Origin of the sequence: Bradyrhizobium sp. 192 (assembly GCF_023100965.1) — a bacterium.
Taxonomy (GTDB): Bacteria; Pseudomonadota; Alphaproteobacteria; order Rhizobiales; family Xanthobacteraceae; genus Bradyrhizobium; species Bradyrhizobium symbiodeficiens.
Genome location: NZ_CP064690.1, coordinates 6546171 through 6562007 on the forward strand (window position 1 = coordinate 6546171; position 15837 = coordinate 6562007).

The window sequence follows — 15837 nt, forward strand, 5'->3', positions numbered from 1 at the left end:
GGCGTTGCACCATCCGCCTCGTCGACCGGCAATCGTCAGCCGATCGTCCCGCACAGGCCCATGTCCGCGAGCGCATCGCGCACGAATGGCATCAGCTCGGCGCGGGACGTGACGCGGTCTGGCGCGTATCCGGACACGGTCATGAATAGTCGCTCGCCGACGCGATAGCAGGGGATGAATAGCACGCCGCCCAGCCGCTCGAGTTCCGAAGCTGTATAGCACTCCAGCAACGATATCTGCAGGAGCGATGCCTCGCCGCAGGGGCGGTTTACGTCAAGCGGCAATTCGCCGATAAGACTGCATCCAACCGGCAGGTCCGCCCCGAGCGCCTCCCGCTCAAGACGGCGCGCCAGCCACAACGGCACATGGGGGATCAGCGGAAACAACGGCGACACATCGTCGCCGTTTCGGACCAGCGAGGCCAGCGCAGCCTTGAGATCCCGCTGCAAGGCGCGCGCATCGCTGCGGCAAGCATCGGGGTCCGCCATCACCGTGATCGACCGCAGCGCGTTGCCGCGCCGATCATTCGAATGACGGTCGCTGACCGGCAGCACCAGCTTCACGCGTCCTGATGCGTCCACGCGATCCATCCTGAACGCGAGCCGTGCCGCGAACGCCATGATCAGCGTGTTGCTCGCGACGCCCAGATCCGACGCACGCTGTTGACACGCTCCTGCGTCCATGACCACCTGCACGAGCGGCACGTCCACTGCCGGCTCAAAATGATACCGGCTTCGCGCGCGCGGCTTCGAGCGAGGCAAGCTCGTCCGTCCCTTGCCCGAGCGCCGCGTGAGAACCACCATAGCGCGCCAAACATCAGGCAGGGTGCGCAGGCTCTCGACGCTGTCGCGCGCCAGCATCACTGGAGACCATCGCCAAGATGGGGCCGGGAACCCGTAGCCGGGACGTCGACCAGCCACCGCGTCGGCGATGGCTTGGCTGGTGGCCTGCATGTCGGCGATTGTATGCGACACCAGCAATGTCAGCGCGCAGCCACCGCCTTCCAGCGCCTGGACTGCCAAGCGCCAGCCTGGCCCACGCTCGGGATCCACCGGTAGATCGAGCAGCAAACGTCGTAACCTAGGGAGCGACCCGTGGCGAAACCACGCCACCGGGCCCGGCACGGGGTTCGCCACCCAACGGTGCCGCCCCCATGGCAATGGTGAACGCTGCAGGAGGCGTCCGAGCAGTCCGTGTGCGAGCCGCTTGTTGAATTGCGTCACGGCGGCCTCATCGATCTCGTGAGGATAGAGCCAGGTGAGCTGCAGTGCCGGCCCGCGTCCGAGCGCTCGCAATCCGACGAATGAGGCCTGGTCCATATAGCACAGGACGTCGTCCGCCCTGACGTCGAGGTTGCGCCCCCCGCCGCCGCGCCGTCCACGCCGTTCGTTGGGAGAAGAGCTCAACCCTCGAGCCCCCTGTCTTCTTGCTGCACGAAGCGACCGCTGCCCATCGAGGCTTGATCTCCCATTGAGTCGGAATCTACCTGCAATAACAGGCTTCGGTCACGCGCCGGGATCAGGCGTCTATGACAGCCCCAAGCCCAAAGTCGGTGAGTGTTTGAGAGACCAGCAGGCGAAGTTCGTCGACCGTCGTTGCTGCGGGGCGCAACTGGCAGGCCTCGATGCAAAGAGAAACGGTCTTGTCGTAGCGGGAGGCCACGACGACGAGATGACCGTGGGAACGCTCCAGGTCCTGGCGTGTGACGTTGACATCGACGGCTCGTGTCAGCAATAGCCGGCACGGCGCGCCGTCGATCCGCGCGAGCCCTTCCGGCAGCATTCCAAGGTCGGAGCAGCTTACCGGCAGCTCATCGGCATAATCGAACAACCGGTTCACGAGCGCCCTTGCGACGGTGCGAGGCATCAAAGCGATGGCAGGGAGTAACGAAGTCAATACATCGGTCTGACTTTTCCTCGCGCCACGGAGCAGCGCCCTCGCGTCATTCACGGGCTCCAGGCTCTTGGTCAGGCCTTCAGGAGCGACGTTCATCATATGGAATTCGATCGCCAGCGCGCGTTCGTCGGACAGCCCACGCCTTCGGCTTCTTGGGACAAGCAGGCTGATCGCGCCATCCGATAAACGGCGGCGGCCTAGACGCGATGCCAGCGACGCCACGAAGCCGGGCAACAGCGTATTCATGCCGCCACCAAGCCGCTGCTCGCACGCGAGCCAGACACGCGATTCAACACTCACCACAACAGAGGGAAGCTCTACGATCGTTGGGTCGTGAACTGCGTCTGCTGCTGGAACGGCCGGACTTCGCCTGGGAGCGACGAGTCTCGACCAGTCCGCCTGTGCAATCCGAGCGAGTGCGGCAACCGTCTGCGGAGCATCGGCGAGGATCTGCCACGCATCCGACAGGCAGCCGAACAGTCGGCCGCGAGCGCCTTGAGGCAAGTATGGATTCGGGATGCCGGTTCCGTTCACGGCAGCCGCGATGACGCGCAAAGCTCCCATTCCGTCGAGCACCAGATGCGATCCGACGATGCTCACGGCTGTGCTGCCATCGTCGAATGGCTGGATGGCCATCCGTCCGGCCGGACCGATGACAGGGTCTACCGGCGCGCGCGCCTGCTGGTTCGCCCATTGCAGCAGCCGCGATCGTGGTAGCGGATCAGAACTCTGCTCGAACGGAACGAAGGTCCCGGCCACCCAGCGAGGCCTGCCCCATGGCAAGGATGACGGTTCAATGAGCCGATTGAAAGACAGTGCGATAAGGCGTTCATATGTTTGCACCAGCGCGGCGCGGTTCACGTCACGATCATAGAGCCAGAGGCATTGCATCAACTGGCTTCGGCCGGTGACCCTGAACAGCTCGTACGCCAGTTGGTCGAGCCAGGCGAGGCGGTGCCTCACGTAGGTGGAGGTGCCGGCCGTGCTCGTCTCAAGCATCGAAAAACTCGCCGACGAGTTCGTAGTCAGCCAAGAGCCGTTCGACGAGCGCACGAAGATGCCGAGGCTCCGTTACCACGCCGGGCTGGTAGGCAACGAAGCTCAGGGCGACAAATCCGGGGATGACGCCGGCGAAGAGCGTGGCCACCCCTTGACGAGCCTCGATCGCGCGGCGCGCGACCGGACGGTCGATGCCGCGAAAGCAGATTCGATCAGCCGCGTTGCCGTCGATCTGGAGCACGTCCTTGGGCAAGCCGCCCAAGTTCGAACACGTGGCCGGCAGGTCGGCGAGCGCGCCAAGCGCCAGATGGCTGGCGGCCGAAAATGCGCGTCTGGGCACAAAGGGCACCAAGGGTAGCAGCGCAGCAAGTCGATTTGGCTCCCGTCTTGTCTGCAGCAACGTAGCCCGCAGACGCCGCTGCAACGCATGCAGGCGCCCGCGCGGCTCGTCGACACGCACCTTCAATGTGGCAAGTGCGACGCTGTTCCCGCCGGCGTGGGGCAGACCTTCGCGCTGGTTCACGGGAATCAGCAGGGTCACTTCCTCGTCACGGATACGACCGAGCGCCTTGGCGAACGCCGCGGTCATTGCGGTCAGGAGCGTGAGGCGGTTCGCTCCGCGGCTCCGCGCTCCGGCGTCCCAGACCGACATGGGCACGCGTATGAAGGCCGAAGGAAACACGACCGTCTGGTCATCCGCGGCTGGCCCCACGGGCGATGCAGCGGGTGGGTTCGACGTGTCGAGGGAGGTGTATGCGGTACGGGCCAGTTGGCCCAGCGCCCGAAATGTCGCCGGCACGTCACGCACAATGCGCTGGAGTTCGGCAGCCAGCACCGTCGCGGCGCTGTGCACCGAGCAGAGCGCAGGATAGATCGAGGGCGGCCGTTCCCCGCGCACTGCATCGCTCACGGCCATTGCAATCGTCAGTCCGTCCGCAATGCAGTGGGACACCACAAGCGAGACCACCGTGGAGCCATCTGCGAAGCCCTGGAAGGTCAAGGCCCATGCCGGTCCGTGCACGAGATCCAATGGAAGCGCCACCTGCGCGTCGGCCCACGTCTGGATCGCCTCGGGGGCAAGCGCCGTCTCGGCGGCAACCAGAGCAGCCGACGGCGGTGGCGCGCTGGCCCATTGGTGTCGTCCGAACGGAAGCAGCGCCGGCCGGATCAGCCGTGCCAGATGACCGTGCGCGAGATTGTCACGAAACCGTGTGAGCGCGTCGATATCTACGGGCCGCAGATAGCGCCACAGCACCTGAATGACCGCGTGCTGCCCGAGCGAGAGATGCGCGAGGTAAAGGGCTTGATCTGCGAAGGACAAGAATGCCGGCGGCATATCCGATACGTTCGCTGGGTGCGCAACCGCCTGCATCATCGTTCGCGACCGACATCAGAGTACGTCGGCATCAATGCGTCGGCGGCCATGCGGCACGCGCCCGCAAACGCTGCGACATAGCGGTGCATCGATGCGCGGGCTGTGCTGTTTGCCGGATAGGCCACCGTGAGCGAGAGACCGCGTTGCGTACGAAACAGCCAGATCGCAACCTGCGCGGCGATGCCCTGGTTGATATAGACCCGCCCATTCGCCTGATGCCATTCGCGCGCAATGTGTGCACTGAGCGGAGCAACGTTGACATCCATATAGGATAGCATGACGCCGCCTGTGGCGACGGGTCCGACCGTCGGCAGCCCGGCTGCGAGTTCGAGCACGAGCTCGATCGGTATATCGGCAAGGTTTAGCCGTTCGTCAAAATTGTCCTGGGCGGTCAAGGCGAGTTCAGGAAACGTTCGTTGTTGCACGTCGAAATCGATTGGCACCACGCCAACGCACCAGCCCGTCGTCCGGAAAGCTTGTGGCGATCTTCGCGTCGTCGTGGGCGTGACGACACTGTAGCGCGAGCGGCCTGCCAATTCCCGTTCGGTCAGCGCCGCGCAGGCCAACAGGCCGCCGATCGCTCGCGCGCCAGCAGCGTGGCACGCGGACTCGAACGCGTCCATGACGGCATCTTCGAGGATGTCTACATGCACGTACTCCGCATGATAGCGATCCTCCGGCACACCGAGCGGCAGCGCGAAAGGGGGCATCCGCCCGCTGTTGCGGTGCAGGAACGCGATCCATCGCGTCACCTCAGGATCCGCCAGCGTCGTCGCGGCAGCCCGCTGGCGCTGATTGCCGCAGTAATCCAGATAGCTTCCTGGCTGTCCAAGCTGAAGCGGCCCCTCGCCGTCAAGCACGGCCCGATAGGCCGAGCGGATCTCCGTCATCAGGAACGCGATGACGGTCGCATCGGCGTGCAAATGGTCGATGCTTGCGAAGAACGTGAACCCATTCGCGCGCTGGAGAATGCCAAATCGAAAGCAATCCCACGCAAACGGCGCAGGAGTTGCCATGACATGTTTCTGCCAATCCTCCGCGCGAACCTCGCCGAGCGCCATAGGCACCATCTGGATAGCCGCGGGATCCGTGAGGATGTGCCGTACGATGGCCCCGTCACGCTCTTCGAACCAGCTGTGATACGTGTCGTGCCTGCGCAGATGTGCGGTCACCACATGGGTCATGGCTCTGGGGTCACACCGGCCGGGTTCCTCCCACACGACGACAAGCAGCCGCGCCATCGCCTCGTGCCGCTGCTCACAGGCGCGGAAGGCGTGCAGATGCTGTTCCTGTTCGTAGCTCGGCAATGCGGGAGACACCGGTGCGCGCTTGGCACTTTCCATCGATGCCGCAGACGGACACCAGAGTGTCAGCATCGCAGGAGGCCCCGACCAGTCGTGCAATGGACGCAGATCAGTCACGGGCATCTGCTCCAGCGGACTGAAACTCCTGCATGGCACCACTCAGCGTGTCGGCGAGGGCGCGCACGGTCGTTGCGTTCGCGGACCGGAGCCGGATGCCTGTGTCGGCCTCGAGCGCGATCAGCAACTGGAGTGTCCCGAGTGAGTCGAGACCGTAATCGAAAAGAGAGCGGTCTGGATTCACGGTGCGGCGCAGGATGACACCGAGATGCTCGATGATCAAACGCCGCAGCAGGGCCGGCCGCTCTTCGGACGGCGCGCGTCTCAACTCCACGCGCCCGCGGCGCGCCGGCTCGCCCGCGGCCTCTGGTGCCTGCGACAGCGCCGCCCCGAACGGGCTCCGCGCAGCGAGCGCCGTCAGCCATGGGGCGCCGTCGAGATGGACATATGCGGCATACCCCCGGTCGTGCCGCAGCAGCGTCTCGAACGCGTAAGCACCGTCACGTGGCTCGATCATTCGCGCATCGCCGCGGGCCGAGAGATGCGCACCGGCACCAATATCCGCCCACGCCGCCCAGGCGACGGCCGACGACGGCAGCCCCTGGGCGCGCCGCCACTGTGTGAACGTATCGAGCCAGCTGTTGGCGGCTGCGTATGCGGACTGCCCAGGCGAACCAAAGAGCGCCGCAACCGAAGAAAAGCAGCAAAACCAGTCGAGTCGTTGCTCCAGCGTTGCCGCATGCAGATGCCAGGCGCCTTCCGCCTTGGGTGCCCAGTTGCGATGCAGCCTCTCCTCTGAGACGGAGGGAAGGATGCCGTCCTCGATAACGGCTGCACCGTGCAAGACACCGCGTAACGGCAGGCCCGTCGTCGTGGCAGCTTCGACAAGACGTCGCGAGGTCGATGGCTCTGCGATATCCGCACTTATCACCCGAACCTCGGTGCCGCGTGCTTTCATCGCGACGAGCACACTCGTCGCGGCGTCGGTGGGCTTGGAGCGCGCGTTGACGATGACGCGACCCGCTCCGGCGGCGGACATCGCGTCAGCGAGGAACAGGCCGAGCCCGCCGAGGCCCCCTGTGACGATGTATGCACCATCGCGCCTGAACGGCGTGAAGCGCTCCGGCGCCGCTGGTACCCGGTAGCGGCCGGTTCTCGGAACGGTGAGCACGAGCTTGCCGGTGTGACCGGCGCCGCCGACAATTCGGATGGCGCAAGCCGCTTCGGCGAGGGGGTAGCTCGCGATGTCCGGCAGGCGCAGCCGCTCCTCCCCGGCAAGACGCATGACTCGTGACAGCAGCGCCTGCACGCGCGCCGGAGCCGTCATACACATCTGCGCAAGATCGACGGCGAAGAACGAGAGGTTGCGCTTGAACGGAGACAGTCCCAGCCACGTGCCTCCATAGATATCCTTCTTGCCGATTTCGATGAACCGCCCGCCCGCCGCAAGGAGTTCCAGGCCGGCGCGCTGCGCCGCGCCCGTGAGCGAGTTGAGGACCACGTCCACGCCGTAGCCTGCCGTGTCCTGCCGGATCTGCTCGGCGAATACCGCGGTTCGAGAGTCGTACACGTGGCGGATGCCGTCGGCGCGCAGCAGCTCTCGTCGCGCCTCCGAGCCCGCTGTTGCAAATATCTCCGCACCAGCCGCGCGGGCAATGGCCACAGCCGCCTGCCCCACGCCGCCGGTCGCCGAGTGAATGAGCACCTTGTCGCCAGGCCCGATCCGCGCCAGATCCTCGAGACCATACGCGGCCGTGGCAGTTGTCGTGAGAATGGCGGCCGCTTCGGTATCCGTGAGCGCGCGGGGTATCGCGACGAGCAGGCGAGCATCGCAAGTCAGATAGGTGCCCCAGGCACCCCCGCAGCAGAGCCCGGCCACGCGATCGCCAACGCGAAATGCCGAAACGCCAGGCCCGACCGCGGTGACAATGCCGGCGAAGTCCAGGCCAAGCTCCTGCGGACGACCATCGAATGAGGGATAACGGCCAAGGGCAACGAGCACATCGGCGAAATTGACGCTTGTGGCATGGACGGCCACTTCCGCCTCGCCCGCGCCCGGCGCACGACGCTCGGATGCCGTCACCTCCAGGCTCTGCAGATCGCCGGGCACGCGGATTTCCAGGCGAAGACCGTCGCGAGCCGCGTCGTGGTCGACCATTCGGCGATCAACATGACCAAGGGGACTTCGCTGCATTCGTGCGACATACGCGCTCGCTCCACGCAGCGCCGTTTCGTCTTCGTCCGAGCCGCTCAGCAGCTGAGACCGAAGTAGTGACACGTCGGGCAGTGGGGTCACGTCGATCTGGGTGGGATGGAGTGCGGGACATTCGGCACCGATGGCTCGCAGCCATCCACGCACACCGGCATGCGCGAGCTGAACAGTGTCGTCCGGCAGCACGCGTTGGGCCATGCAGGTGACGACGAAGAGCCGAGGCCGCCGCTCGTAATGGCTCAGTGCGTTGGTCAGGTGGAGCAGGCTGCTTATGTTCGCCCGAGATGCGTCGGGACTCGCCGGCTCATCGCCGCGTGGCAAGACGACCACCACGGCTCCAGGGCGATGCAGACGCAGAGCGTCTTCAATTTGCTCGCGCCATGCGTCTCCCTTCCCCACCCCGGCGCAACTGAGGATTCGAGACTTGAACCCTTGATCGCGCAGGCTTCCTTCCAGATCCAACATCAAGCGATGCGCCGCATCATCGGCATCGAGCAGCAACCAGGCGCCGTCGTCCGGCCTGACCGTGGCGCGAGGAATGTCCCATGACTGCCAGGTTATGTCGAGCAGGCGCGCGTTGCAGGCGACGGCATCGGCGTGCTGTTCGGCCGCGCCGCTCCACAGTGCCAATCCATCGACACTGAGCAGCACGCGACCGGAGGCGTCGAGCAGATCGATGTCCGCCTCGACGTGCAGTGCGTCGATCGCGACCAAGCGAGTCATGCAATGGGCGACGTCGGCGTCTGTGCGGTGGAGCCGGAGCCTTCGTACCGAGCGCGGCAGCAGCAGGCGCCCATTTGTCTCCGAAGCGACCCGGGCGAACGCCCCGACGGACTGGAAGCACGCGTCAAGCAGCACGGGATGCACTATGTAGCCCCGCCTGCCCGTTCGGAGTGAGCTCGGGAGCCGAAGATCCGCAAAGAGCGAAGCGCCGTCCGCGGACATTGCCAAGTCCGAGGCCAGTGCGCGAAATGACGGCCCGTATTGGATGCCCTGCGAGTCGAACCACCGCCACACCTCCTCCGCAGCGACGGGCGTCGCGTGAGCGGCGCGCAGCGCGGCTACGTCGTGCGCGGCCGGAGGCTTTGCAGAGGTAGCGCCAGAAAGCCGGGCGCTTGCATGGACCCGCGCTTCGCCTTTCGCCTGGCTCTCGAGCCTGAAATTCAACTCACCCGGTCGGTCCAGCACTGCCGTGCAGACGATCGGCATCGACGGCTCCAACCGCAACGCGTGGTCGAACGTCATCGCCTGCACTTCGACGAGCGATGTCCCGAGGGCTGTGCGCGCCGCGGCGAGCGCCATTTCGCAGAAGCCAGCACCCGGGAAAAGCGGCGTTCCGTTGACCCGGTGGTCCGCAAGCCAGGGGTGGGCACCAAGGCCAACCTCACATGCCCAGATGTGGCGTTCCGGCTCTTCGTGCAGGACGCGGTGGACGTTCAACAGCGGATGCGATGACGACACGTGATGCTGACCAGCGGCCGGCGTCGCCGGCGCAAGGAACAGGGGATAGTGCGTCCAGGCCGGCAACGGGAGATCAAGCAGCTGGCCGTCCGGATACAGGACATTGAAATCGATCGAGGCTCCTGCGACATGGATGGCGCCGACCAGGTTCAGAAGCCCGTTGGGCATGGGCTCGCCGCGCGTCATCGACGGAAGCGCGCGGACGGCGAAGTCCGTCGCGGCAGCATTCTCCAGCACCGCGCGGGTCACGATCGGATGCGGCGAAAGCTCGACGAATACGCGGTGTCCGTCTTCGAGCGCCGCCTGCACGGCGGGACGGAAGCGAACCGACTGACGAAGGTTGTGGATCCAATAGGGGCCATCGCAAACGGGGGATTCGCGCGGATCAAGCAGCACGGTGGAGTACATCGGTATACGCGGATTGTACGCAGTCACCTCCACGAGGCGCTCCGACAGCTGCGCGAGGATCGGTTCGACTTGCGACGTGTGTGAGGCCACATCCACCGCGACCTCGCGAGCGAAAAGGCCTTCGGCTTGCCACGCAGCCACGAGGCGTTGCACGGCCTCGACGGAACCCCCGACGACCGTCGAGGTCGGCGCAGCCAGCACGGCAATCTCGACATCGTCAATCCGTCGGCGCGCCAGATCTTCGCGAACCGCCGCCGGTGCCATCCCGACGGCTGCCATCGCGCCGGATCCAGCGAGCGTCTGGCACAGCATGGCGCGATGACAGATCACTCGCACGCCGTCTTCCAGCGAGAGCGCACCGGCCACGACTGCCGCCGACACTTCGCCCATCGAATGGCCGATCACTGCCGACGGCACCACACCCCGGGCCTTTAGCGACGCCGCCAGCGCGACCTGAAATGTGAAAATCGCCGGCTGGATACGTTCGATGCCTTCGAGTTGCGCCGGGCGACGCAGGGTATCGGTCACCGAGAAGTCGCCGATCGCCTGAATCAGAGGCTCGATGGCGGCAACCATCCCGGCGAAGACCGGGTCGATATCGAGCAGTTCCGCGCCCATCGACTCCCACTGCGAGCCCTGTCCGGAGAATACGAAGACGGGACCGCGGCTATCATGGTCGGCCCAGTCCGTATCGATGGACTGACCGGCTGCGAGTTCGCACAATTGCGCCGTCAGGTCGCCGAGCGTTTTCGCAATGAGCACCTGCCGGACCGGCCGGTGCCCACGCCTGCAGGCAAGGGTCCGCGCGACGTCAACGGGGCGATGACTGGCGGCGCTCCCGTCCAGCCAAGCCGCGAGGCGCGCAGCCGTTGCGCGAAGCGCCTCCGGCGAGGTCGAAGAAATTGGAAATAGCCAAGGCTGCTCCTGTGTTCTGGCGGCCTCTGGTCGATGAGATGAGGCAGGTGCCTGAGGAGCCTGTTCGAGCACGACGTGCGCGTTCGTGCCGGACATGCCGTAAGACGATACGGCTGCGCGGCGAAGGCCGTCGGGGCCAGTCGCAGGCCAGGGCACGGTGTCGGTCGGGACGAAAAGCCGCGTCTCGATGGGCTGGAGATGCGCAGGCAGCTGACGGAAGTGAAGTGATCGCGGTACGACGCCATGTGCCAGCGCGAGCGTCGCCTTGATCAGACCAAGGACGCCCGCCGCCGATTCCGCGTGGCCGAGGTTGCTTTTGAGCGAGCCGAGGGCGCAGGGCGAATGTCGTCCATACTGCGTAGAGAGACTGTGGAACTCCTCCGTGTCGCCCACCGGCGTACCAGTGCCGTGCGCCTCGATCATGCCGACGGCTGCGGGATCAACCTGTGCCTCGGCAAGCGCACGATCGATCACCGCGACCTGGGCCGCGCGCGAAGGTGCGAGAATGTTGTGCGTGCGTCCATCCTGGTTGACGGCGCTACCGCGGATGACGGCGAGCACGCGGTCATCGTCGCGCAGGGCGTCGCTCAGCAGCTTGAGCATCACCACGCCGCAGCCTTCGGCGCGAACAAAACCATCGGCGCGCTCGTCAAACGCATGACACCGCCCTGTCGGCGACAGCATGCCGAGACCCGACGCCGAAGCGAAGCTCGTGGGCGAGAACATCAACATGGCCCCGCCGGCAAACGCGACGTGGCATTCGCGCGCAAGCAGGCTTCGCCGAGCCGCATGCACGGCGACGAGGCTGGACGAGCAGGCCGTGTCCATGGTGATGGCTGGACCCGTGAGGCCCAATGCATGCGCAACCCGCCCTGACGCCATGCTGAAGGGTGTTCCAGTGAAAGCGTAGGCCTGGCCCATCGCATCTGCGTCACGCGTGACCTGCATGTAGTCCTGGTGCGAAAGGCCGAGGAACACGCCGGCATCGGTCCCGAACAGGCAGCGCGGATCGCGGCCGGAATGTTCGGCGGCCTCCCAAGCGACCTCGAGCAACAGCCGGTGCTGAGGGTCCATGGCGAGGGCCTCGGGTTCACCGATACCGAAAAAACGATGATCAAAGCCCGATGGGTCGTCCAGGAAGGCGCCCCAGCGCGAAACCGAGCGGCCCGCCACGCCCGCTACGGGCTCGTAGTAATCGTCAGCATTCCAGCGCTGCTGCGGAATCTCGCTAACGAGGTCGGCGCCTGCCAGCAGCGCACCCCACAAGGATTTCGGGGAGTCGATGTATCCCGGGAGTCTGCAGCCGATGCCAACAATAGCAATCGCAGTCACTATCAAGACCTTCTTTGGGGAAAGACTTTTCGGTCCAAATCAATATATGCGACACTAAACTATTGGTCCTCCTATCAATCGTCCAGCAACTTGGCGGCTGGGAGATGGCTGGATCGTGTCCCCTGGCGTGGTGTAGCTGGCGGTGGGTACCGCGTTCGCCGGCAAGGCCGGGCCGGTCAGCTGGCGATAGCCGTAAGGCTGACAGTTGGATCATCGCCCAATGGGGCGATGGTTTCCAGCGTCATGTAGCGGGCGCGCTGGACGGCCCATTCGTCGTTTTGCTCGAGCAGGATGGCGCCGATGAGGCGGACGATGGCATCCTCATTGGGGAAGCCGACCACCTCGGTCCGCCGCTTGATCTCGCCGTTGAGGCGCTCGATCGGGCTGGTCGAGTGCAGCTTGGTCCGATGCTGCGGCGGGAACGTCATGTAGGCGAGCACGTCGGTCTCGGCCTCGTCGAGGAAGCCGGCGAGCGTCGGCAGCTTTGGCCGGAGCTGGTCGGCGACCTTGCGCCACTGGGTTCGCGCGGCCTCGGCATCGTCCTGGGCAAACGCGGTGGCGATGAAGACGGAGACGTCACGACAGGAACTGCGCGATGCCTTCACGGATACAAGCCAAAATTTCGTCTTGCCGCTCCTCGAGACGGGACACCGGGCCGCCGACACCGAGGACCAGGTCGCGGCCGAAATCGCGCTTCGGCAGCAGGACGGCGATCACGCCAGCGTCCTGGACGATGATGTGTTTTGAGAACATGTAGCCGTCGCGCCGGATGCCGTTGACGATCTTCATCAGCGCATTCAGTTCGACGTGCTCTTCCCGGGGGCAGACGGCGTTGATGCGGCGCAGGAGCCGCTCAATCTCGACGTCGGTATGGCCGCTGAGCAGCGTGCGTCCGATGCCGCTGATCGCAAGCGGCCGGACGTCGCCGGATTTCACTTCGAAGCGCAGGCGTTTGCTGGTTTGCAACGCGTGAATGTATTGCGCATGCAGATCGGACTGCGTGCTGATGCTGACGAGCTCGTCGAGTTTCCCATGGACGAAATCGACCAGCGCAAGGATGGCGCTGTCGCCGAACAACCCGGTGTCCAGCCAGCGGCCCATCTGGGCGATGCGCATGGTCGGCATGTAGGTGCGATTGTAGCTGTCGTAAAACAGGTACCCCAGCATCGCCATGCTCTTGAGCAAGGCCGCGGCGCTCGACGTCGGATAGTCGCACTTCGTCGCCACTTCCTTCAGCGAAATCGGACGCTTCACTTCCTCGAAGTATTCGAGGACTTCAAAGATCCGCTTGGCCGATTTGATATTGGAGCTCATCATTTACACATATCTGGAATGATGGTTAGCTGATAGGTACCTTGATAAGTCGAGCCGATTGCAGAATTCGGCCGCATTCTAGCCCACCCCTCCTATGACAACAAGCCTTTTACACATATATAGAAATAGAACCATGTATATGTAACATGATGGACTCAGAAGCGCCCTGCCTCTAGTCTTGCAGCGGCCGGAAAGGCCGCGGCGTAGCAGCCGTTCAAGAATGAAAAGCGCCCCGCCAAGGTGGCGCGCGCTTGCGGGGAGGGCGTGATGAAGCCGGGAATGAATTTGTCCATCGCTATCGACTGATGTCGTCCGGTTCGACCTGTCTTCGCTTGGGCTCCCGCCGCTGAACCCAACCCCTTCGCGACCATGCTTCCAGAGATCAACCATCGCGCTCACGTCGGCGACGGCTCGCAAGCCATCGTGTGCAGCGGCGGCAACACCTAGACCGAACAGGGATTTGCTTCCATGGACTACCGATTGCCTGAAGACAGCTGCGATTGTCATTTTCACGTCTACGGCCCCTTCGATCGCTTTCCACCCGGAAATGAGGGCCGCTTCACCGCCGCAAAGCCATTCACAATCGAAGACGCCTTTGCCATCTGGGACAAGCTCGGCATCACGCGCGGTGTCATCGTCCATGCGGTCGGATCGGGAGACGACAACGCCGTCACTTACGATGCGCTGCGCCGCTACCCCGACAGGCTTCGTGCCGTCGCAATCCTGCGGCCCGATGTCTCGGATCGGCGGCTCGATGAACTCACCGACGTCGGCTTCAAGGCGGTGCGCGTCACCATGATCCGGCAGGACGGCAAGCCGGTCTCAACGCTCGGCACCAGCTACGACGATCTGGTCAAGCTCGCCCCCCGCATCGCGGAGCGGGGTTGGCATGCGCAGCTCTGGATCGAGAGCTCGGATCTTGCCGCCGCCGCAGCCGAGCTCGAGAAACTGCCACTGAACTACGTGATCGACCACATGTCACGGACCATGGCCGACAAGGGGCACGATCACCCGGATTTCCGCGCCTTCACCGACCGGCTGAAGACCGGGCGCTATTGGACCAAGATCTCCGGTGCCGACCGCAACACGCGCGTCGGCCGCCCCTATGCGGACACGGCGCCCTTCATGCGCGCCATCGTCCAAACAGCGCCCGACCAGGTCGTGTGGGGCAGCGATTGGCCCCATGTCGGCCACAGCGCCGAGACGATGCCCGATCTCCAGGACCTGCTTCGTCTGCTGCACGACTGCGTCCCCGACGAAGCCACCCGCCGCAAGATCCTGATCGCCAACCCGGCGCGGCTCTACAATTTCTGACAGGACCGAGGACACCTTGGACAACAACAAGAAGCTGCCGCTCGACGGCGTGATCGTCATCGACCTCGGCCAGGTCTATCAGGGCCCGTACGCCGGTTTCCTGATGGCGCAGGCCGGCGCGACCGTCATCAAGGTGGAGCCGCCGAACGGCGAGCCGGTGCGTCATCGCGCCCGCATCAGCAAGGGCAACGCCGTCCCGTTCGCAATGCTGAACGCCAACAAGCGCAACATCAGCCTGAACCTGAAGTCGCCCGACGGTGTCAGGGTCCTGAAGGAGCTCGCGTCGAAGGCCGACGTGCTGATCGAGAACTACGCCCCCGGCGTGCTCGATCGACTGGGCGTCGGCTATGCTGCACTCAGCGCCGTTAATCCGCGGCTGATCTACGGCTCGGCCACCGGTTACGGCCTGTCCGGGCCCAGCCGGGACAATCTGGCGATGGACCTCACCATCCAGGCCGTGTCAGGCATCATGAGCGTAACGGGATTTGCCGATGGTCCTCCGGTCAAGGCCGGGCCTGCCATCACCGACTTCATCAGCGGCGTGCATCTCTACGCCGGCATCCTCACGGCGCTCTACGATCGCGAGAAGAGCGGCCGCGGCCGGCTGGTCGAGATCGCGATGGTCGAGACCGTCTATCCGGCGATGGCCTCGAACCTGGCCGATGTCTTCAATCGTAAGGCGGCGGCCCCCCGCACCGGCAATCGTCACGGCGGGCTCGCCGAGGCGCCCTACAATGTCTATCCGGCATCCGACGGCTATGTCGCCATCATCAGCGTCAATGAATCCCACTGGACCGGACTGACGCGCGCGATGGGACGGCCGGAGCTGGCCGACGATATCAGGTTCAAGACCGTGCTAGACCGCTTGAAGCACATCGATCTGACGGACCAGATCGTATCCGATTGGTCCTCGCAGCTCGCGCGCGACGAGATCACCGAGCTTTGCCGCGTCAACAGGGTTCCCTGCGCCGCCGTTCGCGACCTGCGCGAAGTGACCGAGGACAAACACCTCCACGCCCGCGGCATGTTGCGCGAGATCGCGCATCCGGAATACGGCGACATCCTCGTTCATCGCAGCCCGCTGGTGCTGCACGATACGGCGACGCCCGAGTACGTTCCGTCCGCGCGTCTCGGTCAGCACAATGGCGAGGTCCTGTCGGAATATCTCGGCCTGTCCAGCAGCGAGATTGATGAGCTACGCCGCTCCGGCGCCATTGCACGACAATGACGAACGTCGAGGGGCGAATGCC

The 15837-nt window shown here is 64.8% G+C and carries 8 protein-coding genes and 1 pseudogene; 2 read left to right on the forward strand and 7 right to left on the reverse strand.

Features of this window, described 5'->3' with window-relative positions; genetic code table 11:
* Positions 1–35 precede the first annotated feature (35 nt).
* The 7 genes and pseudogenes from IVB24_RS30675 to IVB24_RS30705 form a co-directional block, all read right to left on the reverse strand.
* The gene (locus IVB24_RS30675; RefSeq protein ID WP_247770208.1) at positions 36–1406 is read right to left on the reverse strand and encodes a hypothetical protein; all 1371 of its coding nucleotides are present in this window, start codon (positions 1404–1406) and stop codon (positions 36–38) included.
* A gap of 112 nt (positions 1407–1518) precedes the next feature.
* Complete coding sequence (locus IVB24_RS30680; protein WP_247770209.1) at positions 1519–2895, reverse strand: hypothetical protein; 1377 nt, start codon at positions 2893–2895, stop codon at positions 1519–1521.
* Complete coding sequence (locus tag IVB24_RS30685) at positions 2888–4270, reverse strand: hypothetical protein (protein WP_247770210.1); 1383 nt, start codon at positions 4268–4270, stop codon at positions 2888–2890. Before IVB24_RS30685 ends, IVB24_RS30680 begins: the two co-directional genes overlap by 8 nt.
* Positions 4267–5691: a condensation domain-containing protein gene (locus IVB24_RS30690; RefSeq protein WP_247770211.1), complete on the reverse strand. Its 1425-nt coding sequence runs from the start codon at positions 5689–5691 to the stop codon at positions 4267–4269. The genes IVB24_RS30685 and IVB24_RS30690 overlap by 4 nt, the downstream gene beginning before the upstream one ends.
* Complete coding sequence (gene pks2, locus IVB24_RS30695) at positions 5684–11959, reverse strand: type I polyketide synthase (protein WP_247770212.1); 6276 nt, start codon at positions 11957–11959, stop codon at positions 5684–5686. Before pks2 ends, IVB24_RS30690 begins: the two co-directional genes overlap by 8 nt.
* Positions 11960–12135: 176 nt before the next feature.
* Positions 12136–12558: pseudogene (locus IVB24_RS30700) on the reverse strand (transposase); the annotation flags it as partial.
* Positions 12536–13276, reverse strand: a complete 741-nt coding sequence (locus tag IVB24_RS30705; RefSeq protein WP_247770213.1) for a helix-turn-helix domain-containing protein — start codon at positions 13274–13276, stop codon at positions 12536–12538. The gene IVB24_RS30705 and the pseudogene IVB24_RS30700, both read right to left, overlap by 23 nt.
* A 465-nt stretch (positions 13277–13741) precedes the next feature.
* Here IVB24_RS30705 and IVB24_RS30710 point away from each other — a divergent pair, with 465 nt between their 5' ends.
* Both IVB24_RS30710 and IVB24_RS30715 read left to right on the forward strand, forming a co-directional pair.
* Positions 13742–14587 (forward strand): amidohydrolase family protein, encoded by an 846-nt coding sequence (locus tag IVB24_RS30710; protein ID WP_247770214.1) that lies wholly within the window; start codon positions 13742–13744, stop codon positions 14585–14587.
* 16 nt (positions 14588–14603) lie between these two features.
* On the forward strand, positions 14604–15815 hold the full coding sequence (locus IVB24_RS30715) for a CoA transferase (RefSeq protein WP_247770215.1): 1212 nt from the start codon (positions 14604–14606) through the stop codon (positions 15813–15815).
* Positions 15816–15837 lie beyond the last annotated feature (22 nt).